Annotated in this window: 19 protein-coding genes; 2 read left to right on the forward strand and 17 right to left on the reverse strand. The window is 65.9% G+C overall.

All coding sequences use genetic code 11. The features are described 5' to 3' along the window. Nucleotides 1–4: 4 nt before the first annotated feature. From IPL75_23695 to IPL75_23775, 17 genes are all read right to left on the reverse strand, one after another. A complete protein-coding gene (locus IPL75_23695; GenBank protein MBK9243197.1) occupies nucleotides 5–2374 on the reverse strand; it encodes a hypothetical protein in 2370 nt (789 codons plus the stop codon). Then, nucleotides 2371–5004 carry a hypothetical protein gene (locus tag IPL75_23700; GenBank protein MBK9243198.1) on the reverse strand — a complete coding sequence of 878 codons (2634 nt, stop codon included), beginning with the start codon at nucleotides 5002–5004 and terminating at the stop codon, nucleotides 2371–2373. Before IPL75_23700 ends, IPL75_23695 begins: the two co-directional genes overlap by 4 nt. Nucleotides 5005–5006: 2 nt before the next feature. Beyond that, a complete protein-coding gene (locus tag IPL75_23705) occupies nucleotides 5007–7568 on the reverse strand; it encodes a baseplate J/gp47 family protein (protein ID MBK9243199.1) in 2562 nt (853 codons plus the stop codon). Between the two features lie 9 nt (nucleotides 7569–7577). Then, nucleotides 7578–7964, reverse strand: a complete 387-nt coding sequence (locus tag IPL75_23710) for a GPW/gp25 family protein (protein MBK9243200.1) — start codon at nucleotides 7962–7964, stop codon at nucleotides 7578–7580. A gap of 2 nt (nucleotides 7965–7966) precedes the next feature. Continuing rightward, nucleotides 7967–8293: a hypothetical protein gene (locus IPL75_23715; protein ID MBK9243201.1), complete on the reverse strand. Its 327-nt coding sequence runs from the start codon at nucleotides 8291–8293 to the stop codon at nucleotides 7967–7969. Next, entirely contained in the window at nucleotides 8290–8865 is a 576-nt protein-coding gene (locus IPL75_23720) for a hypothetical protein (protein ID MBK9243202.1), read from the reverse strand. Before IPL75_23720 ends, IPL75_23715 begins: the two co-directional genes overlap by 4 nt. Beyond that, nucleotides 8865–9977 carry a hypothetical protein gene (locus IPL75_23725; protein MBK9243203.1) on the reverse strand — a complete coding sequence of 371 codons (1113 nt, stop codon included), beginning with the start codon at nucleotides 9975–9977 and terminating at the stop codon, nucleotides 8865–8867. The genes IPL75_23720 and IPL75_23725 overlap by 1 nt, the downstream gene beginning before the upstream one ends. A gap of 1 nt (nucleotide 9978) precedes the next feature. Further along, entirely contained in the window at nucleotides 9979–10251 is a 273-nt protein-coding gene (locus IPL75_23730) for a hypothetical protein (GenBank protein MBK9243204.1), read from the reverse strand. A gap of 8 nt (nucleotides 10252–10259) precedes the next feature. Next, a complete protein-coding gene (locus IPL75_23735) occupies nucleotides 10260–10931 on the reverse strand; it encodes a hypothetical protein (GenBank protein MBK9243205.1) in 672 nt (223 codons plus the stop codon). Further along, entirely contained in the window at nucleotides 10928–11158 is a 231-nt protein-coding gene (locus IPL75_23740) for a hypothetical protein (protein ID MBK9243206.1), read from the reverse strand. The genes IPL75_23735 and IPL75_23740 overlap by 4 nt, the downstream gene beginning before the upstream one ends. Further along, nucleotides 11155–13227, reverse strand: coding sequence for an ATP-binding protein (locus IPL75_23745; protein ID MBK9243207.1), 2073 nt, complete (start codon nucleotides 13225–13227; stop codon nucleotides 11155–11157). Before IPL75_23745 ends, IPL75_23740 begins: the two co-directional genes overlap by 4 nt. Then, complete coding sequence (locus IPL75_23750; GenBank protein ID MBK9243208.1) at nucleotides 13224–14393, reverse strand: DUF4255 domain-containing protein; 1170 nt, start codon at nucleotides 14391–14393, stop codon at nucleotides 13224–13226. The genes IPL75_23745 and IPL75_23750 overlap by 4 nt, the downstream gene beginning before the upstream one ends. 2 nt (nucleotides 14394–14395) lie before the next feature. Beyond that, the gene (locus tag IPL75_23755) at nucleotides 14396–15196 is read right to left on the reverse strand and encodes a hypothetical protein (protein MBK9243209.1); all 801 of its coding nucleotides are present in this window, start codon (nucleotides 15194–15196) and stop codon (nucleotides 14396–14398) included. After that, nucleotides 15193–15921, reverse strand: a complete 729-nt coding sequence (locus IPL75_23760) for a hypothetical protein (GenBank protein MBK9243210.1) — start codon at nucleotides 15919–15921, stop codon at nucleotides 15193–15195. The genes IPL75_23755 and IPL75_23760 overlap by 4 nt, the downstream gene beginning before the upstream one ends. Nucleotides 15922–15929: 8 nt before the next feature. After that, a complete protein-coding gene (locus IPL75_23765; GenBank protein MBK9243211.1) occupies nucleotides 15930–16448 on the reverse strand; it encodes a phage tail protein in 519 nt (172 codons plus the stop codon). 12 nt (nucleotides 16449–16460) lie between these two features. Next, nucleotides 16461–18347: a phage tail sheath subtilisin-like domain-containing protein gene (locus IPL75_23770; GenBank protein ID MBK9243212.1), complete on the reverse strand. Its 1887-nt coding sequence runs from the start codon at nucleotides 18345–18347 to the stop codon at nucleotides 16461–16463. A 207-nt stretch (nucleotides 18348–18554) separates the two neighbouring features. Further along, the gene (locus IPL75_23775) at nucleotides 18555–20153 is read right to left on the reverse strand and encodes a M20/M25/M40 family metallo-hydrolase (GenBank protein MBK9243213.1); all 1599 of its coding nucleotides are present in this window, start codon (nucleotides 20151–20153) and stop codon (nucleotides 18555–18557) included. Between the two features lie 62 nt (nucleotides 20154–20215). Between IPL75_23775 and IPL75_23780 the strand changes: the two genes are divergently transcribed. Then, complete coding sequence (locus tag IPL75_23780) at nucleotides 20216–20401, forward strand: hypothetical protein (protein MBK9243214.1); 186 nt, start codon at nucleotides 20216–20218, stop codon at nucleotides 20399–20401. Nucleotide 20402: 1 nt separating this feature from the next. Then, nucleotides 20403–20693 carry a GIY-YIG nuclease family protein gene (locus IPL75_23785; protein MBK9243215.1) on the forward strand — a complete coding sequence of 97 codons (291 nt, stop codon included), beginning with the start codon at nucleotides 20403–20405 and terminating at the stop codon, nucleotides 20691–20693. Nucleotide 20694 lies beyond the last annotated feature (1 nt).

Here is a 20694-nt window from a genome sequence, read left to right on the forward strand (position 1 = left end):
TTTGTCATGTCACGGTGACCACGAGCGGTCTCACGCCGACAGGCATGAACTCACGCAGCCGCACTTGCAAGTTGGTCCATTTGTGCGCATTCAGCAAAAACCCAAACGCGCCCATCTCATCGTCATCCGGTCCCAACTCGCGTACGCGCCGGTCGGTCTCGCGCGCAAGTTGGGCATAACCCGGGTCGTTGAAACGCCCGGACGTGAAAGCAATGCGCGCGTCTGTCGCGCGCACGCAGAAGTGATTGGGCGGCAGCCGATCGGCGATGCCGCGGAAGGCGGTCCACTTGATGCAGCCGCGCTGGTTGTCGAGCACCTCGAACTGCTGCGTGAAGATGCCGCCAAGGCCGCCCACGTCGGCGACACGCACGGCGCCAAAACACGTGAGGCCGTCGAAGTTGAGCGCGGCCCCCCAGGTGGTGGCCGGGTTGGTGGCGGCGCCGATCGCCAACGGCCCCGCAGGCGCGTCGGTCACGCCCAGCCCGGCATCTACGATGCTGTCTGAGATGTCGAGGCGATAGCGCTCATCGATGGCGATGGAGCCGACGATGGAGCGCTGGATGACGATGTCGGGCGTGGGCACGAACGCGTCGACGTCGGCCGGGGCGGCGAATCCGTACCCGTCAACCAGTCGCAGCGCGGGCTGCATGGGTGCGCGGTCGCCGTTGCGCAGACTGTGGCCGCCGGGGGCCAACGTGCAGCCGATGAGTTCGAGTCGCGCCACTGCCGCGCGGTTGATGAGTGCCTGGCCTGCCGGGAACGGCGCGGCTGTGTCGGGCGCCAAGTAGAGTCCTTCAAGCCGCACCTGCGGCGTGAACGGAGTGGCCGCGCCTGCGGCGACGGGCCGCATCGAGAGCGGCTGGGCGAGCAGCACAATCGGCCGGTGATCGCCGGCGGCGCGAATCGTCAGCGACTGCGCAAGTCGGAGCGAGCGCGTGCCGTCAACGGCCGTGCCCGGCAGCGACGACAGGTCGATGCGATGCACCAGGCTGTCGTGAATCTCGATCACGACGGGAGCTGTGGCAGTGGCCAGTCCACCGAGCGCGGCCTGCAGGGTGACTCCACCGGTCACGTCGCCCACGCGCCGGAGATCCGTGCCGGTCACCGGCGCAGGAACGAACCGCGTCACAGGATGCGCACCCACCGGCCCTGCCGCACCGTAGGTGGTGCTCACGAACATTCGGGACGTGAATCCGCCGCCAGCGGAGACGATCAACTGGCCCGCTTGTGCGGCCGTGTTGAGGCCAATCACCACGCGACCGATGTCTGGGTCGATGACGATCTCGCCGCTACGCACCGGGCGACGCAGACCTGTTTCCCAGGCGCAGAGGTTGTCGCCGCGGAAGAGCCATTGCCATTCGGTTTGCGGCGCCGGTGGAACCAGCAGCGGCGCCAGCGTCTGCGGCATGAACAGGTGCAGCCCCACGTCGCCCAAATCGAATCCAGTCGGAGGTGTGGCGGCGGCGTTGTAGAAGTCCACGCGTGCGTACGCCTCTGGGTGGCCCGCCGGGGTGCCACTTGTCAGCCGCGCGTCGAGTATCGGCCCGGGCACGGCGTCGGGTTCGGTCAGCGGCGAGACCACGCCACCAGAGGTGCCGGGTCGCAGAAAGCCCGGCCGGCTCGTGTTGAACAGGCGCATCGGCATGTCGAGCGGATGCAGGTCGAAGCGCAGGACGAATCGCGCGAGTCCCGCTGGTTGTGGACCGAGGTTGGTGATGCCCTTCGCGAGCGGCAACACGCGCGGCAGACGATACGCGGCAAGCCTCCACAGGAAGATCGCCAGGTTGGGCAGGTTGATGCGACGGGCGCCGCCGGTGGCGGGCTTCACATCGGCGGTGTACGCAAAGTTGTCGAAGGGTGTGCCGAGCAGTGCCAGAGCTGCCGGATCCCTTAGTGGTGCGGTCCCTCCGCGGGGCACCGAATGTCGGGTCAGCGCGGGGTCGCCATACGGAGGCTCACCTCCGGCGTCAGGCCGCTGGTGGTTGAGGTGCTGTGACCAGCCGAGGTTCTCGCGCAGTTCCACGCCTCGGCATGCCCAGCCGGTGAGATTGACCGCGAGCCGTTCGATCGCACCGAGGGTGCCTTTACGGCGACGCAACGCGATCGTGTCGGCCACATCGGCTCGCAGCGTGCGGGGATCACCCTTCAGATGGCTGGTCCCGAGCAGATCCGCGAGGTACGCGATGACCCAGTCGTCGCAGGTATCGATAAACAGGTCGTCGTAGAGTTGCTCGATGTTCTCGTGGAGCGCTCCGAACGGCGCTTCGATGGCCGCCAGGTACGCGCGCAACTGATTGGGCGGCGTCTGCTCGGCGTCGCGCGTGCGATAAATCTCCGGCAGGCGCTCGAAGAGTGGAACGGTGGGCACACTCATGCGCATTCCCCTGAAGACGGTTCGGCCACGGCCGTGAGCGTGACGTGTGCCGCCGTGACCTGCAGCAACTCATGCGGGCTGCACGGCATCACGGCTGCGACCGGGCGCGGCGCCGGCGGCAGCGAGAGCGTGGCCGGGTCCGTCACGCCTGCTGCGAAGCGACCGAGGCCCGTGACCTTGCACCACAACACGCCCGCCACATTCTGCAGGTGACCCTCGATGCGACTCGCGTACTCGCGTTCGCCCAGGCGCCGCGAGTGAAGGTCGAACAGCCGGGCGAGGGCGGCGCGCAAATCGGCCTCGACCTGATCCTGACGGTAGCTCGCGTTGCGGGCGAAGCTGACGTCCACGAAGCCGTAACGCAACAGCGCCTGCTGCACGATCATCGGGAACCGGTCCGGGCCCTTGCAGCGCTGCGCGTGCGCGAGGGTAGCGCGCACGTCGCTGAATTCGGCTTCGCGACCAGCCTCGAGCAACACGCGCAGGATCACCGCCGGCACACCGGCATACAGATCCCACGCCGCGGCGGCGGTCACGACGCCAGGCACAGACAGTGTTTCTGTCTCGTAGTCGCGGATACTGACAAGTCGGCCCAGGCTCTGCACTTTGCCCGGCGCAGCCTCACGCGCCTTGCCGGCTTCTTCAGGCTCCGCACCGCCTGACACGATACCGGCGAGCGACACCTTGTCGAAGCCGCGCGGCCGCTCACTCGCGGTGGGCGTGGCGCCGGGTTTGATGGCGCCGTACGCACCCACGCCACTGCGGTAGCTGGCGACGACGTTCTTGAGGCCGGAGGGGAGTCGTGCGCCCGTCTCACCGTCGCCAAACTGCACGAAGCTCTGCCCGTCGGCATCTTCCCGCACGATGTAGATCTGTGCGGTGGAGCCGTGGCCGTAAAACGCATCCACGCGCGTCCAGAGGCGTCCGCCCACCCAGACTTCGAGTTCCGGCGCGTGCGGAGGCACACCGCCGCTCGACAGGAAATACGTCATCGGCTTCTTCGGCAGAGGGAAGGTCTGCCACATCTGTCGGCTGTCGCCGTTGCCGAGTACCGCGTCGCGTTCGGTCTTGCCCTGTGACGCGTCCACGAGATTGCCGAGCACTGTCACCGTGGGCGTGGCTTCGTCGAAGTCTGCGCGCACAAACGGCTTCGGCGGCCGATCGAAGCTGAGCGACCACATCTTCGGTACGTCCGGAGTTGATGTAGCGAAGTCGCCCGCCTCATTCGTGCACACAAGCTCCACCGAGCGGCCATCGGCGTGCGAGAGGTAGAGGCGCCGGCCGGCCAGCGCCTGGGCCTGAGAGACCGTGCCCCATAAGCGCAGGGCAGCCGTGCCATTCGCGAACCCGCTGCTCGCTGGGCTCGACACGGGTCGCAACGTCAGCGGGGGGCTCGTGACTTCATGGATCCGATAGTCGCGCACGTCACTGCCGGGCGAATCCGTCATCGCGTGTTTGATCAGCGGCTGGTTCAGCGTCAACAGCGTGCTTGGGCCATTGAGGTTGCCAAATCCGATCGTCCGCGCTTCGATGGCCGTGACCGTGCGGACCACGCTGACCGCGACGGTCGGCTGGCCGGTCTTGCTGACTCGCGTCTGCAGCACCAGGCGCATGCCCCGGTGCAGGTCCGGTACCTCCGTGTCGAGCGGCAGCAGTGTGGGAGTGAGCGTGATCGACGCGCTGGTGTTCGTGCAGTTGTGGTTGGCGTCCACGTGTCGCTCGAAGGAGGTATCCGACTCCTCGGCGCCAGTGATTTCGCCGCTGTTGTTCGTGGTGTTCGCCACGGTCTTTGGCGGCGCGTTGTGGCCCAGGTGCCGGAAGGTGCGATTGATGCGATACGCCTCCACCGGCTGGTTCCAGGCCGCCTGAAGCGGCGCGTCAATGTCCACAAGCACGCGACCCAGTAACGGCGTGACCTTGGTGACCTTCACCACCTGCGGCGCTTTCTGCGACGACAACGTTGATCCGCTCGACGTCCACGGGGGCTCGGGGGCCTGCAGCAGCAGTCGGTCGCCGGCCTTCAGTTCTAACGTCGTCAGGCTCGTGGCATCGCTCTCGCCGTCCACACTGGCGACTTCAAATGAAGTGGCGCCTGCGGCAATCTTCGACGCGTACGCCCGCGGGCGATACAGATGGAATCGACCCAGGTGCGGCCACGCGGTCAACTCAGCGTCGGTCTGGAACTCGGCAGGCGTGGGCGCCGTTTCGAGTTCGGCCTTCACCACGAACCCTTCGTGAATGGTCACCGGCGCGGTGCCGCGAGCCTCGAACGCGAGTGTGGCCCGGCCGCCGATGCCAGGCGCGAGCCGGTATCCGGTGAGCCGGACAAGTTCCGCCACGCTCTCACGCCACGCCGCCGTGCGCAAGTACGCTTCGTTCGCGTAGTGCTCCTGATAGAAGGTCAGGATGTCGCCAAGGATGGCCGCGCCTTCCAGAAGTGCGATGCCGGGGTCATCCGCCTCGCGATGCGTCCACGCCGAAAGCTCCGGCGCCGCATCGATCCCGCGCGTCATGACTTCGACGAAATCCGCGTAGCGCCCGATGCGGTACGCGATGCGCGGCAGCCCGGGGCGGTTGTTGGCCCGGCGCGGAAACACGAACGGGTCGGTGATGAGGGGATTGCAAGCCATGGTCAGCGCCGCCCTCCCTGCACGTCGAAACGGATGAGTCCACGTTCAAGATGGCTTGGATCATTGGCGAGCAACACGATCTCGTCGAACGCCATCTCCAGCACCTCGGTGCCGGGCACAGCCGGCAGCGGCGTGGCAAATCTCTTCATGGCAATGCGCACGATCCGATCAACGCCGGCAATCTGGTGGATGCGGCCTTCAATCGTGCTGCGATGCAACGCCTGGCCGAAACTCCACTCGTCGGGATGGAAGAACCCGCGTCGTCCATCGGACGTCCAGCCGTCGGAGAACTCCTGCTCCAGCACGAAGCGCAGGTCCTCGCGCCAATACGCCTCTCCCGCGCAGACCACCACACGGATGTCCAGCGGCACGTACCGTGGCGGCCGTAGCTCAAGGTCTTCGCCAATCAGCCGCACGGCTTCCAGATGGTTGGCGATGCGAGGACGGAGCTCATCCCACAGCGCATCCGAGCGCGGGTCGCCCAGTGCCGTGAAGCCCGCGGGGTCAATCGCGATTCGTACTGTGCGCCAACTGCCCGTCCACGCGTACCGGGCGACCGCGCGCGAAACCCCGCTCACCTCCTCAGCGCGTTTCACATAGTCGGCGATCGTCACCGCACGCAACTGGCGCGCGCGAAACGCCTCGGGCGCGTTGCGACGAATCCGTTCGGCAGGTTCCGGCTCCCGTCCGTCCGTCACGTCGAACGGGTTCGTGGCGGCCACCACCGCGCCATTCAACGCGCCCGTGAGCGCCTGCACGTTTACCAACTGGTCCGCACCGATGTTGCCGGCCGGGCCTCCGCCAAGTTGATACTCGGCGTGCACTGTGGCTCCGGGTGGCAACAGACGACCGTGCGTCCCGTTGCCGAATCGCAGCACGCTCCGCTGCCGCTCGTCGGTCTCCACCATGTAGTGGTCGCCGTTTTCGGCCGAGTCGTCGCTGTGCACCAGGCTTTCGACCTCGTCCCAGGTCTCGCGCGCACCACCCACCAGTTCCACTTCGAGCCACATCGTGGAACGCGCCGGGTCTTCGCCAGTGGGCGCCGCTCCGGTGGCCGGTGGCAGGTACGCGAGCGGTCCCTCGTCTGGCAACTCCGCGCGCACCCAATCGCGTCCGTCCGCGAACCGGTTCGCCCGCTCGTAGTAGCGATGCTTCACCGAGTCCGTCTCGGTGGGCAACACGCTGCCGGGCTCGTAGAAATGCACTTCGAGCGGCCGGCCCTCGTGCACCGGCACCAGGTTGCCGTAGAAGATCGAGACGTCCTCCACTGCGGTCGGCGGCGGCCCCGGGCAGAACGTCGTGAAGCTGTAGTCGAAACGCAGCGCATCCTCTTCGCGCCAGTGCACCCGCACGATCCACGCGCCGGTCACGGGATCAAAGATCGACTCGGCCGCACCACGGTCCGGATCAGTGCCGGCTAGCAGGCGCAGCAACTGGCGCTTCGACCGGCGACGGCCAGCCACGGCGCCCGTCAGCGGATTCAGCATTTCGGCGAGGAGCATCTCGCGCCACTGGCCACCCCGTACCAAGTCTCGAAGCGCATCGGCCTGGGCCTGCGACGCCAATCCCGACACCGGCGCGATATCCGCCGAGGTGCTGCCCGCACCAAGCGCCGGTCGTGCGTTCCGCCACGTATGCAGGCGAAGCCGGTTCAGGAGCGGATCGAGTCGCTGGCGTTGCGCCGGCTCAAGCCGTTTCTGGCGGCTCGCGAAGAACACCGTCTGGTCATCCGCTACAGCCGCGCCGGTCCACACCACCAGTTCCTGGTCCGCGAGTGTGAACGGCGCCTGACCGGCCACCACATCAACCGCGAGCCACGTGCTGGCCTGATTGCCCTCATGCAGGTGGTAGTCCACGAGCCGGGCGTGCCGCGCCAGCGACACTCGCTTTCGAGTAGTCCCGAGATAGGCCTCCGCCATCACCCGATCCTGGTAGTCGCTGAGTTCGTCAGCGGCCGCCGCGAACAGATCGATCAGCACCTGATCGTGGTCGGCTTCACTCGTGCTGGCCCAGCCTGGCACCCGCTCGGCCATCGCCACCATCAGCGTGTGGCGGAACGAGTCGTAGTCTTTCGCGAGGTAATCGATTGGCGGATTCGGCGCCGGCGGCCGACCACCCAGTACCGGCGCGCAATCGTTGGTGAAGCAGCCGGGCCTGAACTTGAAACCAATCGCACTGAAGAACGGGTCGATCAGGCTGGCGTTCCAGACAAGCTCGATGGTGTACGTGGAATAGTCGCCAACCGGCTCGATGCGCAGTCCGATGCGCGTAGCGTCGATTCCAGCGACGGCCGTCACCTGCACCTGCCCGCTCGCGCTGCCGGCGACGATGCGTGAGCCGCCGCGGATGCGGAAGATCTGCCGCGCTCGCACGGGATCGCCGGCGATGTCGGCGAGGATCGCCGGCACATGCAGGCCATTGAAGAAGCGCAGATCGATGTCTGCGTGCGCAGGGTTCGCGCCCGGCGGCAACGACACGAGCGCGAGCTTCAGCCCGTCGAGTCCGCGACTGCGCAGAACGTCTGCTCTGTCGTCGACGAGATCGGGGAAAGGAATGGCGCCCATGGTGATTCGCTATTTCGAACTGCGCTGGAACTTGACCACCCGGCTGTCCGGGCTTCCGGCCGGCCGGTACTTCACGCTGACTTCGAGAGTGGCGGCCGCGGTGTCCCACACCACATCGATGAGTTCAACCGTCAGCCGATGCCCCAACCATCGCGACAGGCCGTTGGTGATGCGCGCCTTCACGACGCCGCGCAACGCCTCGGACGCCGGCTCGAACACAAGCCGGCGCACGCCGCCGCCGAACTCCGGCAGGAACAGCCGCTCAGCCGGACTGGTCAGCAACAGCTGCAGCAGTTCGTCGCGCACATGCGCTCCATCGTCTTTTGGCGCCGCCGTGCGGCCATCGCTGCCGATGTGGAACGGAAACGCGAGATGACGTCCATTCGAGAGGGCCATGACTAGGTGCCCGTTGCTTTCTGCTGCACTTGCATCACGATGGCGGTGCCCTGAGGCACCTGAGCTGCGCTGAGGCACAGGCCCACGCTGTTTTGCAGCAGCACCGGCACGTTCTGCACCAGGGTCTGTGTGGCAGCGGTGACCCAGCGGATCGTCACACATGGGGAATAGGCCACCGGCGTGAACGGGCAGCCGACCACCGGGTGAACGTCGGTTTGCAGCAAGGCAGGCGCGCCGTCAATCAGCGCCACCGTGTTGCTGGTGAGCAACTGCGCCATCCCGCCATGCGGGCACGTCACGGTACTGGCGGACGTCAGGATCGGGATCATGGCGCCGCTCCCAGGCTCATGGCGCCGTTGACGAGGCTCACGCCCGCGGGACCCACTTTGATCATGCCGTTGTTCAGGGAGATCGATTGATTGCTGATCTTGATCTCACACGCGCCGCACTTCAGCACGATCTCTGTGCCGGTCATCGTGATCTCCGGTCCACCGGCGTGCACAAGCTTCAACTCGTCGGCCTCATCATCGAGGATCACCTTGTGGCCGTTCTCAGAGACGATCACGCGAACGCCGGCCCCTTGCGGGTCGGGCCGCTGCCCGGCGGCCCACCACGCGCCCGACCAAATCGGATGGTCCAGTTGCCCCGCCTCGAACTCGATCCACACACCCGAGCCCACTTTGGGCAACATGACCACACCGTGTTGGTCTCCCGCGAACGGCGCGGCCGGCAACGCCCATCCGCTCGTCGCTTCGCCGAGCACCGAGGCGACGGTTGCCTTGATGCGGCACTGGTTAATCGGGTCGTCCACGTCGGTGACGATGCCGCGGTATTTGCCGAAGTAGCTCGACCCGACGCGATCGACGAGGCGTTCGACGGTTTGGGCCAACAAGTCGCTCATCAGAACACTCCTCCACCAATGGCTGCGCCGGCTGCGGCCGAAACCTCGGAGACAGAGTTGGTTCTGGCTTCCAGTTCCTGCGTGTAGAGCGACGGCGTGATGCGGTGTGTGACCTTGGAAATCAGGTAGTCGCCGCTGTAGGGCGTGGCGCCGGCATCCACGCGCACTTTCTGGTACGGGGTCAGGACGCCGGCATAACAACCGGGAATCACGTGGCTGGTGAGCGCGTAGACGTAGCCGTTTCGGCGCGCGTCGGCGGTGGCCGCCGCGGCCGGATCCTCGCGCGTGTTGTCGGCGGGATTCAGCAGTCTCATCGGTGACAAGTCGGCAGGCACCGCCGGGAGCTGCCGCATCAGGCCCAACTCTTCGGCGCTGGTTGCAAAGGTGGTGACGCCGTGGTCATCCACGCGCAGCACCTGCGCCTGTGTGCGGCCGCCACCGTTGGGGTCCTGAGTCACGCTGGCGCTTGAGAGGTTCCGCCCACTGCCGAGTAACACGAGTGGTGGCAGATCCGCCACACCTTCAGGGTCGGGCAGGAAACATCCGATGCTTTTGCCCGGTTCGTCGCCAGGCAGCACATAGGCGTGCCGGTCATTCGCGCTCGCCAACTCGCGCAGGAACTGGAGCACGGTGCCTCTGCGCGTGGTGGTCTCGGGGTTGGCGTCCGTGGGTTCGACCCTGGTATCCCGGATCTGCGCGAAGCGGGCGAACAGTTCATCGACGATTTCGCTGTGGCGGCGATTCTCGAATGGCGGCTCCACTTCCTCGTCGCGATTGAGGAATGCGCTGTCGTCACGCACCACCATGGTGGCCGTGCTCTGGCCGGGCTGCGAATCAAGGTCGGCGTCGATGCTGACGAGCGGTCCGTCGATGAGCGGCGCGAAACGCCCGGTGCCGATATCGAACTCCACGCGCACACGCGAGAAGGGCGCGGTCGAGTCGCCGGGCCAGCCCGTCCACGCGCCCGCAGCATCGAGGCTCAACGCCATGCGGATGTGCGCTTCCCAGAAGGCGTCCATCTCCTGCGTGACTTCGATCTCCTCGATGCGACGCAGCTCGGCCTCGCTTGCAGCGCGGTCGCCGAACCAGACGCGGAAGCGTTGTTCGGGCATCTCAGGTCCTCGGCACGATCACGGTCTCGCCTGGTGTGTCCACCAGTTCGCGTCCGTCAAGCGCGGTGTTGGCATCGGCCACGTGCCAGAACTGCGTCGCATCGCCCGTGCGGGCCTGCGCCAGCAGGTCGAGCCGCTCTCCGGCCTGCACCATTTGCGGGTCGCCGGTCGCGGGCGTCAGGCGGCGCAACTTCAGCGCCGTCACGGTTTCTCCAGTGGACGAGGTGGTCTCGACCGTCGAGACCTTGTGGTAGCGGGAGTGTGGGAGAAACATGGCGGCTCCTACAGCGGGATCAGTTCGACAATTTGTTCAGCGGTATTGGCCAGGTTGGCGATGGCCTGGGCTTCTTTCGCGATCGTGGAGTATTCGAGCGCGCCCTTCGCCAGCACGTCGTCAGAGCAGTCGTCGAGCGCATTCACACTCAGGGTGATATCCACCTCCGCGCGAACGGGGTTGAGGATGGCGTCGTATTCGAGTTCCGAGAAACTCATGGAGTCGATGGTGACCGGCAGCACGCGCGCGAGGCCCCAGATAAAGAGAATGCGCGGGTACTTTTCGCGCGGGATGGGCTGAGCGGGAGCGTCATCAGCCCCGCCGCCGCCGACCGCATCGCCAATCGCATCGATGGCCGCACCCACCAGGCCGGCGATCTTCGAACTCGGCAGGACCATCTTCTCGAGGGCGGCGAGTTGTGGGCCGATGCCGAACATCTGCGCGAGCACCTTGCCTTCGTCGAGCATGTTGGCGGCGCTGAAGTGCGCCTTGAACGAGATCTTTTCGAACGTGCGCTCACCGGCCTGCGTGGTTTCGCGTTGGATGGCGCCGGTGGGTCGCGGCGGGATCTGGAGCGTGCGCGTGAGTGACTCCGGGTTGAACTGGAAGATCACCACGTTCGGGATGGGCCCGATGAGTGAGGTGCCGTATTCGATGAGGGCGCCGCGCAACAGACTCATGATGCGTCTCCGAGAATCCTGCCGGCGATTTGACGTGCGATGCCTGTAGCGAGATCGTGTGGCTTGCCCGCCTCGGTCGTGCCACCACGCTGCGCTGCCAGCTCACGCGCGAGGGCAGGGCCCAGCGCCCGCGCGGCCGCTTCAGCGGTGTCTGGAGCAAAGCCCCGCAGGTCCAGTTCCAGCCGGTCAATCCGCACCCGTCGGCGTCCCTGTAGAGGCGCGCTCATCGCGTGGTCCTTTGCGCGGCCACAAGCGCCGCATACGGTCCGAACTGTTCCAGGCTGGTGGCGCGCTCCAGTTTGTCGAGCTCGCGCTGTACCGCCCGCACCACCGCGGCCATCGTCAACCGCCGCTCCGCGCCAACCGAGGCGCTTTGCAGACAAGCCTGGAACACGATGCCGCGGATGTGGCCGCCGGCCAGCGCGAAGCGCTGTGCCAGGAAGTCGAAGTCCACGTCGCTGGCATCAACCCCTTCGGGGATGACGCCACGCCAGATACGCAGGCGCTCTTCGGCGCCCGGCATTGGAAACTCGACCGCAAAACGCAGCCGGCGCAAGAACGCGTCGTCCAGGTCCTTCTTGCGGTTGGTAGCGAGGATGGCGAGGCCCTTGAAGCGCTCCATGCGTTCAAGCAAGTAGCTGATTTCGAGGTTGGCGTACCGGTCGTGCGCGTCCTTGACCTCGGTGCGTTTGCCGAAGAGTGCGTCGGCTTCGTCGAAGAACAACACGACATCGGCGGAATCGGCGGCGTCGAAGAGTCGCCGCAAGTTCTTCTCCGTTTCGCCGATGTACTTGTTGACCACCTGCGACAGGTCGATGCGGTAGAGCGGCAGCGCCAGTTCCGACGCAATCGCCTCGGCCGCCATCGTCTTGCCGGTGCCGGGAGGGCCGGCAAACAACACGGCCAGTCCGCCCTCGTTCCATGCATGCGCGGTGCCCCAGTCATAGTGCACCCGCGTGAGGTTGGTCATGGCCGCGATGATTTCGGCAATCTGCGCGTCCTGCGCGGCGGGCAGCATCAATTCATCGCGGCGGAATCGCGGCGTGACGGGCTGTGCGAGTGAGCCGAGATCGAGATCGGCGCGTGCGGCGGCCAGCATTTCGTCCATGCGCGGTGGCCGGCCCAGCGTGGCCAGTTCACGGCCCACTCGCGCGATGCCCGCTTCTTCGTAGCGGAAGCGGCGCGCCAGTTCCGGCAACTCCGCCGCTGCGGTCGGCAGGGCGCGTCGCCAATGCGCCAAGCGTTCTGCGTACGTCAGTGGCGACACCGTGATGGCCGGCAACGTGGATCCGAGGCCGCGCAAGGCCGCGCCCTCGTGCGCGCCGACGAACACTGTGAGCGGAAGGCCCGGCAGCGGCGGGGCTTCGGCGACCGGGGCGGCCGGATCGTGAACGGACGTACTCGTGAGCATGGCGGCCGGCAGATAAACGGCCTGGCCACGCAACCACGCCACCGTGAGCGCCTGTGCCATCTGATCACGCGGCAGGGCCACGCTTGGTCTGACCGTGCCGATGCCGGCATGTGCTGCACAGGCAGCGGCGACTTCTGCCAGCGGCGCGCCGATGGCGCCCAGCACCGGTACCAGTCGCATTCCCGGCTGCGCGTGGGGGTCGCTGTCGGCCGCCAGTGCGGCTGCCACTCGAGCGATCGCCGCGTTGTCGAGTGTCGCCAACGCCTGCGACGGCACAACGGTTTCGAGCGCGACGGGCAATTCGGCGTCGGCAAACAGCAACTGGCCCGCAACCAGCGGAGGCACACGCAGGGGTGCCTGCCAATCGTGCGCTCCGCCCGATGCCTGCGAAGCCAGAATGCCGTAGCGCATCAGTGTGTGTGCCGGGTCGAAACACCGCAGCACTTCGTCGGGCTCGTCCCACAGGCGCTGCGCCAATGCGAGCGTTGGCACGGTACGCGAGGCGTCGTTCAGACAACTGGCGATGACCGGCCCCGCTGCGCTGTCAACCACGGGCAGCAGCGCCACCGCCAGAATGAAGCGCTCGACGGGCTGCAGTTCGAGTTCCCTGACCACCCATCCGAACGATCCGCGGATATCGCTGTCGCCCGAGTCGTCCGGTTCCTCTGCCGCCACCAGTTCGCTCAAGTGCCGCGCCGTGACGTCACTTTCGAAGAACGCACGCTTGTCGGCTTCGTAGCGCATGAGATCCAGCGCGTTGGTGGCACCCGGTTCGCGCCAGAGCCAGCAGACTTCTCGACGGAGGCGCCAGGCGACCTGGCCAAGCCAGTACTGCGCGAGCACATCGCCACCGTGCACGCCCGGCAGGAATGCGATCGTCCTCATGGCACCACCACGCGCGGGCTCGCGTTTGCCTGCTGATTGTTCACGCGAAGGATGGCGCGGTAACTCCCAGCTGGTACAGCGGTTCCCACCCCGGGGACGGTCAGTGTCTTCTGGTCCGCCGCTGTGTTTACCACGTCAAACTGGCGGACGGTCACGCCATCAGACTCGCGATACAACAACACGATCACGTCGTCTTCGTTGTCACCAAGCAGAAGCCCCTGCAGCTGAAGATTCCCGGCGACGAGGGTGGCGCCGGTCACCACCGGCAGCAGCTTTGCGGCGAGCAGATTGCTTGACCGGGTACGCGTTGGCGACAGGCGGCGTCGAACCACCAGTGGCATCTCACCTGCCGACAACGTGCCGCCCGAGGCGATCGGTGCGCCCGGACTGCCCTCGGCAACCACGACGAGCCGATCGATGCGGCGTTCGACGACCGTCAACATGACATCGCCCAGCACCACTTCCATGTCGGTGCCGGCGACGTCGGTGCCGAAGATCGTGAGCGTGGCCCCAGGCTCGAAGCGTGCAGGTTCCACACGATCGAGTTGCGCACCCATCGACGGAATGACATCGATCTGCACGCCGTCACGCCCGATCACCGTTTCAGGCGCCGTGCTGTAGTCCACGCCGACGAGCAGGGAACCGCGCGGGACGGCGCCAGGCACGATCATCACGGGTCTCACCTGGAAGGCCACCGACAACCGGTATCGTTCGCCATTGCCCTGCATCAGCTTCGAAAGCAGTTCGGAACTCGAGTCTTCGAATGTGAGTTTCAGCGGTTCGGGATTGTTCTCGAGCGCCAGGCGCACGTTGGCATCAACCAGCGAGTCGATTGGCAGGAAGGCCAGGTCCTGCAGCGCGGTCAGGCCGAGACCCAGCAGATCGTGGGCGGCGGGGGAATCGCTTCGCTCCCTTCCGTCAAACGCCGTGAGCAGGAACTTGAGCACCAGCCACAATCGGGGCGGCTCACCGGTGCCCATGGACTGGTTGCGCATATGTCCGTCGAAACTCACTTCGTACAGGAAGAGGTTGAGCTTCGCATTCGCGTCCGTATCCGCGGCTTCTTCCGGCTTGCCGATCTCAACTTCGAACCCGCGCCGGATCAGGTGATCCTGCAGCAGGCGGGTGACGGCGCCGATCGCCATGGAAGAGTCTGCGAGCGCCATGGTCAGATCCTGCGGAGGGCTCGCCGTGAAAGGGCGCTGCGCTGCGGACGAGCAGCGGTGGCGCGAGGGGCGGCAGGCGGTGCCTGCGGGCTCTGGACGGCCTGCACGGCCGGCGCATCCACCCGCACATGAATCGCGCCAATGGAGACTTCAACGATCTCGTTTCGAGCCACAGGCGCCGGCGACAACGGCGCCACCGGAATCATTGCCGGAGTGGTGGTCGCCGGGCGGGCGGTTGCGTCGGGTACCACCGATGCCGCTTCTGTGTGGCCAATCCGCTGAGAGGGCAGATCATCCCCGAGCCTCTGACGGCGAGGCGTTGCGTCAACTTCGCGAGGCGCGATCACCTCGCGGGTATGCGCCGGTGCGTGCGCGACTGACGCGCCAACTTGCTGCGCCACGGCGTCGGCCGCAACCCAACGCATCGCAGCCCTCACCATGGCCTGGCCGAGGTCGGGCGCGTCGTCGGCCGTCATGGTCTCGGCTCGCGCTGCGGCTGGCTCGACTGGCGGCTGCTGTGCGACACGCTCGACTCGGGTGGCCTGCGGAGCAGGCGCAGCAGGAGTGATCGCTGCGGCTCGCGTGATCGGTGCCTGCGGCGATGGCTCGAACTCTGACGTTCGCTCCCGGGTCGGCCGCGTCTCCAACCGGTCGGTGGTCTGCGCCGCGCGCGGCGCCATCGTTTCCGCCCGAGTCTCCTGGTCGAGTTCAACCACGCCGGGCGGCCGATGCGTCATGGCGCGCCCCGTGGCACCGGCGCCAACGCCCGTCGCTCGCAACAGTGCATCGAAGTAGCCCCTCATCGGCCGTCCTCAATCAGCGCGATGTATCGCGCACGACGCGCCGGTGGCACGGCCAGCACTTCCGATTCCGTCCAGCCGTAGTTCGATGCCAGTACGTGCACGTCATGCATCAGCGCGCGTTGTCGCGCCACCAACTTCGCGAGCGCGATGGATTCCAGATCCACGTCCACTTCGTTGGGCGCATCGCAGGCAGCGCACCGGCACGCAACCGTGAAGTGCACCAGGGGATCCGCCGCCGCGAGGGCGTCCGCCAGCGTCGCCTCGTCGTCTGGCCGCGCGTTACCGGTGAGCACCAGCGAATTGAGCATCAGGCGAACCGCGTGTTCCCTTGAGGCGGGTGGTGCCGCCAACTGCGCCTTACGCCACTCGCGCAAGTCGGTGCCGGTTGGTCTGCGCATCGCCACGGCGCGGCCGTCGGCCAGGCGCACATGCAGCGGACCCGAGTCGGATGCACCTGTGGGCAATGCGCGCCAGGGCAGTTCGAATTCAAAGGACTCGCCGCAGCCTTGCGCCACACAACGCGCGGTCAGCGGAAGGGCGTCGCCCTGTTCAGTCAACGTGACGAGTTGCAGCAGGGCGGCTGTACGCTCACCGACGGGTTGCTCCCACCAGTACGCGGGATCACCCAGCCCGGCACACTGCGAGAGAACAGTGGTGACCAGACCGGGACGGTCTGCGGCTCCGAAGTCCACGTCCAGATCCATGGCTTCGCCAAACGGACGCATGGCTACCCTCAGCCCGCAAGGACAGGTTCAGAGGGTTCAACCACATCGAGATCGCGCTCCCAGCCTTCGTTCTCAAGCTTGAGCGTCTGAATCGCGATGGCATTGGCATTGGCGTCGAGGTCGGGCAGCGCCTGGAACTCAGAGACCCAGCAGCGATAGATCTTGTACGCCAGCACCACCTGACCGGCCTCGTTATAGACCTCCAGGATCACGTCCTTGCGGAAGTCTTTCAGGCTGACCTCGGCGCCAAGACCGGCGCCGACATGCCACACCTTGTTGGCCCAGGCCTCGAACTCCAGGTCGTGCGTCACGCCGCGTTCAAGCGTGATGGCCTCGTACTTCGTGCGGCCGGGCGACTTGCGCGACGTCGAGGGGTCGCCGCCTTCGCGATGTTCCACCACCTCGGTGCTGCGCTTGAGCGCCCCGCACTTGGCGACGCCAGCCACATAGCGTCCGTCCCACTTGAGACGGAACTTGAAGTTCTTGTACGGGTCGAAGCGATGGGTGTTGACGGCAAACTGGGCCATGATTCGACTCCCTTATTGCAGATCGCCGGCGATCTGCTGAATGGTGATGACAACAAATTCAGCCGGCTTGAGCGGTGCGAAGCCGACCATGATGTTGACGATGCCGAGGTTGCGATCGGCTTGGGTGGTGGTTTCCTTGTCGCACTTGACGAAGAAGGCTTCCTGCGGCGTTTTGCCCTGAAACGCGCCCTGACGGAACAGGCCGTTCATGAACGCGCCGAGGTTCAACCGAATCTGAGCCCAGAGCGGTTCGTCGTTTGGTTCAAACACCACCCACTGCGTGCCCCGGTACAGGCTTTCTTCCAGGAAGAGTGCGAGGCGGCGGATGGGGACGTACTTATACTCGTCGGCCTGCGCGTCCGCGCCCTTCATCGTGCGCGCGCCCCAGGCGACACGCCCGTACGCGGGGAAGCTGCGCAGGGCGTTGACGCCGAGTGGATTGATCTGCCCGTTCTCGATGTCATTGATGGGGAGCGTCAGGTCGAGCACGCCGTTGAGCGTGGCGTCGGTGCCGGCCGGGGCCTTCCACACGCCCCGGGTGGCGTCCGTGCGCGCATACACACCGGCCATCGTGCCCGACGGTGCCATCGCGCGTGGCCGCAGACCGTCGAGTGGATCAACGATGCGTACCGCGGGGAAGTAGGTGGCCGCGTTTCGCGATTGTGATGCCCCGTTGGCCCAGGCGCCGATGTTCGCGAGTGTGCGGTTCGAAGGTGCGTCCACCACGTAGAAGGCGCGGCGCGCTTCGCACAGCGCCGTGGCTGCAGGAATCACCGCGGCTTCCTGCCCGGCCGTCATGTCGAACGTCTCGGGAATGAGCAGCATGTTGAACAGGTCCACGTCCAGCAGCGCGTAGATGCCGGTCTTGGCCAGTTCGTTGCCGACGAGATTGACTGCCGCGCCCCGGGTGCCGTCGGCGCCCGACGTGGGAGGGACAAGGTTGTTGACCACGGCCGGACGCCGCTGGGCCGCGCCAGAAAACTCGCGACCGCCATTGGCCAGGCCCATGTTCGCCACGGCCGCGAGACCACCGAATGCGCCACCTGCGATGACCACGCTGGACGTTTCGCCGGTGGCGAGTGACGCAATGCGCAGGTGACCGGTGCCGGCCTGACCGTCAGGACCCGTTTGCGACGCCTGAAGCCTGGCGGCAAGTCCGGCCGCAGCGATCGCATTGGTGGTGGAGGTCACCAGCGCACCAATGTTCGCCCACGGTGCACCGGCGAGCGTCAACTGAAACGCCGTGGTGCCGTCCACCGAGCCGCCGATGATGGTGTTGGTCGGATTGAGCGGAAACGTGATGGCGCCGCTGACCGCGAATCCAGCCTGGGTAAAGGTCAGTGCGGGGCGCCGCGTGACCTGCACCAGCGCTGAGTTGTTGTTGACCACCGATTCGACGAACTGCCCGGAGTTTGAATCGAGGCTCAAGTTGCGGTGCGTCTCCACGGGCACCAGCGTGCTGCCGTCGGCCTGCAACTGCGAGATGACCAGGTTGAAGTCCGTATCCGCGTTCCGCACACCGGTGGTTTGTACCGAGATGCGCAGCCCGTTGCCCCATGCCCCTGGGCTGGACGCCTTCACGTCCAGGACGATCACCGCCGACCCATCCTGCAGCGTCCACGATGAGGTGGCGTGTCCCACTGCCACACGAACGATGATGGCCTGCGTGCCACCGTTCAGGAAGAACTGCCGGACGCCATACGACACCGGGCTGTCGCGGTCGAGTCCGCCATACCCGCGCTCGAAGTCGGCAAAACTCGTGATGGCCACCGCCTTGTCGGGCACGCCCTTGCGGGTGAAGCCCACGAACGCGGCGACCGATGTGGCCACACCCGTGATGGTGCGCACCCCACTGGCTTTTTCGACAATGTAAACACCGGGATAGCTGACCTGCGCCATGGACACGTCTCCTTCTTCACTGCGATCGGACAGTCGTAGAGCGATGCCAACCTCTGACAATGTGTTAGCTGTGGCTCGGTGACGAAAGCAATTAACGTGCCTCGCGCAACCGACGGCCTGGCCGATGTCAAAGCGTAGAGGGGCAGATATTACACGGACATTTCTAGAAGTCGAGTGTAAAAACTGTCAGCACAAAATAGCGGTCGACTATTTCCGCGGGACGCGTCCATCGCTCATGGCCGCGTTGTACGCGAACGCCGCCATGATGACGGCGTTCTTCATGAGGTCTTCGGGCGGCAGTGTTTCGAGAAAATCCAGGTTGGTGTGGCCACCGGTGCCGCCCACACGATCCTGGAGGAACTGGAAGCCCGGGAGTCCCACCCGGTCGAACGAAATGTGATCGGTGCTCCCCACGCCGCGTGGTGACACGGTTGTCATACCCAAGTCGTGGAATGGCGCGGTCCAACTCGTCATCATCGTCCTGGCCCCTTCATTCCCCTGCAGGTAGATGCCCCGGTACTGTCCGGGGCCATAGTCCTGATTGAAGTAGGCCGAGAGTTTTTCGTACGCAGGTGTGACCCCTTTCGGGCTCGCGGGGTCACCGAAGTGTTTCAACACGTATTCGCGCGAGCCATGCAGGCCCTGTTCTTCGCCCGCCCACAAGGCGGCGCGAATGGTTCGGCGCGGCTTGGCCCCCACCGCGCGCAGGATGCGCATGGCCTCGAGCACAACCGCCACTCCCGAGGTGTTGTCGCTCGCGTTCGGGCTGGCGTGCCATGTGTCCAGGTGCGCGCCGATCATCACGAGTTCATCTTTCAAATCGGTACCGGGGATATCACCGACCACGTTGCTGGCTTGTTCGACCGCAGCGCCCACCCGATTGCGAATTTCGATTTCGATCATGACCGGCAGACCACGTTCGCGCAGCCGGTACATCCTGTTGTAGTGCTCCGGCGTGATCGCAACGATGGGAGGGGACGCAAGCGTTTCGGCGCGGCCCCAATTGTCGGTTCTGGTGCCGGGGCGGGCGAAGCCGCGCACGGCGCCAGGCCATCCGCTCTCGCTTTGCAGCACGGCCACGACCCCTTCGGCTTTGTAGAACGCCATCTTTTCTTCGGGCCGGACGACGGTGGGGTTGGGGGCGGTTGGCGCCGGCGCGGCTGCAGCGGCCGCGGCAGCTGGCTGGGCGGGTGGCGCAGGTGGTGCGGCCGGCGGCGGCGCTGGGGATTCCAGGACTTTCAGTTCCGCGTCGGTGTAACGAGCCACGCCCGTGCTGAATCGCGCGCGGTCCACGACGGCCGGAGCCGTAGACAACACCGAAGCGCCGCGCAACGTGCCGCGCAGTCGTTCCAGGTCGGCGCGGTTGCGGATTTCAGCGTTGACCACGCGGGTCGTCTGTTTGCCGTTGGTGCCCGGCGTGTGTGAGAGGGGGTAACCGACCATCGGCTGGTAGTCGGGTTCGATGAGGTGCAGCGAGACGTATTCGTTGTCCCAGCGCGTGCCGTAGTCCATAAACGGCTCTGCGACGACGTTTTCGAGTCCGATCTCGCGCATGTGAGACATCACCCACAGTTGTGCGCGCGCCATGTCATCCGAGAGTGTGAGCCGCGCGCCGAGCACGTCGGTGATGTAGGAGACGACGTCCATGACACGTGAGCGCTGCAGGCCCTCGTCGCGGATGCGCGCGACCATGGCCTGATCCACCGCCTGTCCGGCGTCGCGTGCGGTCACGGCCAGCGGCAGAGCCGTGGCGCCGATCAGAATGGCGGCGAGGCAGAGGGCGGGTGCGGTGCGCATGGAAGTCATCTGCGGATTCTACGCCCACCGGCCCGCGTGTATCATGTGGCGTTCGACAAAGCAGGCCACACATGTTGGAGAGTCTCGCGGCAATCGTCATCGACAGCGGTCTGCAGACCGTGGGCTGGGCGGTCATGAAGGCTGTCACCTTCGGCAGGTATCGCGGCTTTCAGCCCGAGGACATCCTCTTCGAAGGCACGCTCGGTTTTGTGACTCTTGTCGCCGTTGGCTACGGCGTCTACCGTCTGATCTTCTAGCGTGCACTACGTTTACATCCTTCGCTGCGCGGACGACACGCTCTACACCGGCTACACCATTAATCTGAAGGCGCGCGTTGAGGCCCACAACGCCGGTCGCGGCGCCAAGTACACGCGTGGCCGACGGCCCGTGGCGATGGTCTATTCGCGAGGGTTTCGATCCCTCGGCAAAGCATTGGCCCGCGAGTATGCGGTGAAGCAGTTGACGCGGTCAGAGAAGGAAGCGCTCATCGCGAGCTGGTCTGCAAGATTGCCCCGGCGTCGGGCTGGCGTTTCCGTTTCGGCAGACTAAT

This window comes from Acidobacteriota bacterium (assembly GCA_016716905.1).
Classification (GTDB): domain Bacteria; phylum Acidobacteriota; class Vicinamibacteria; order Vicinamibacterales; family SCN-69-37; genus SYFT01.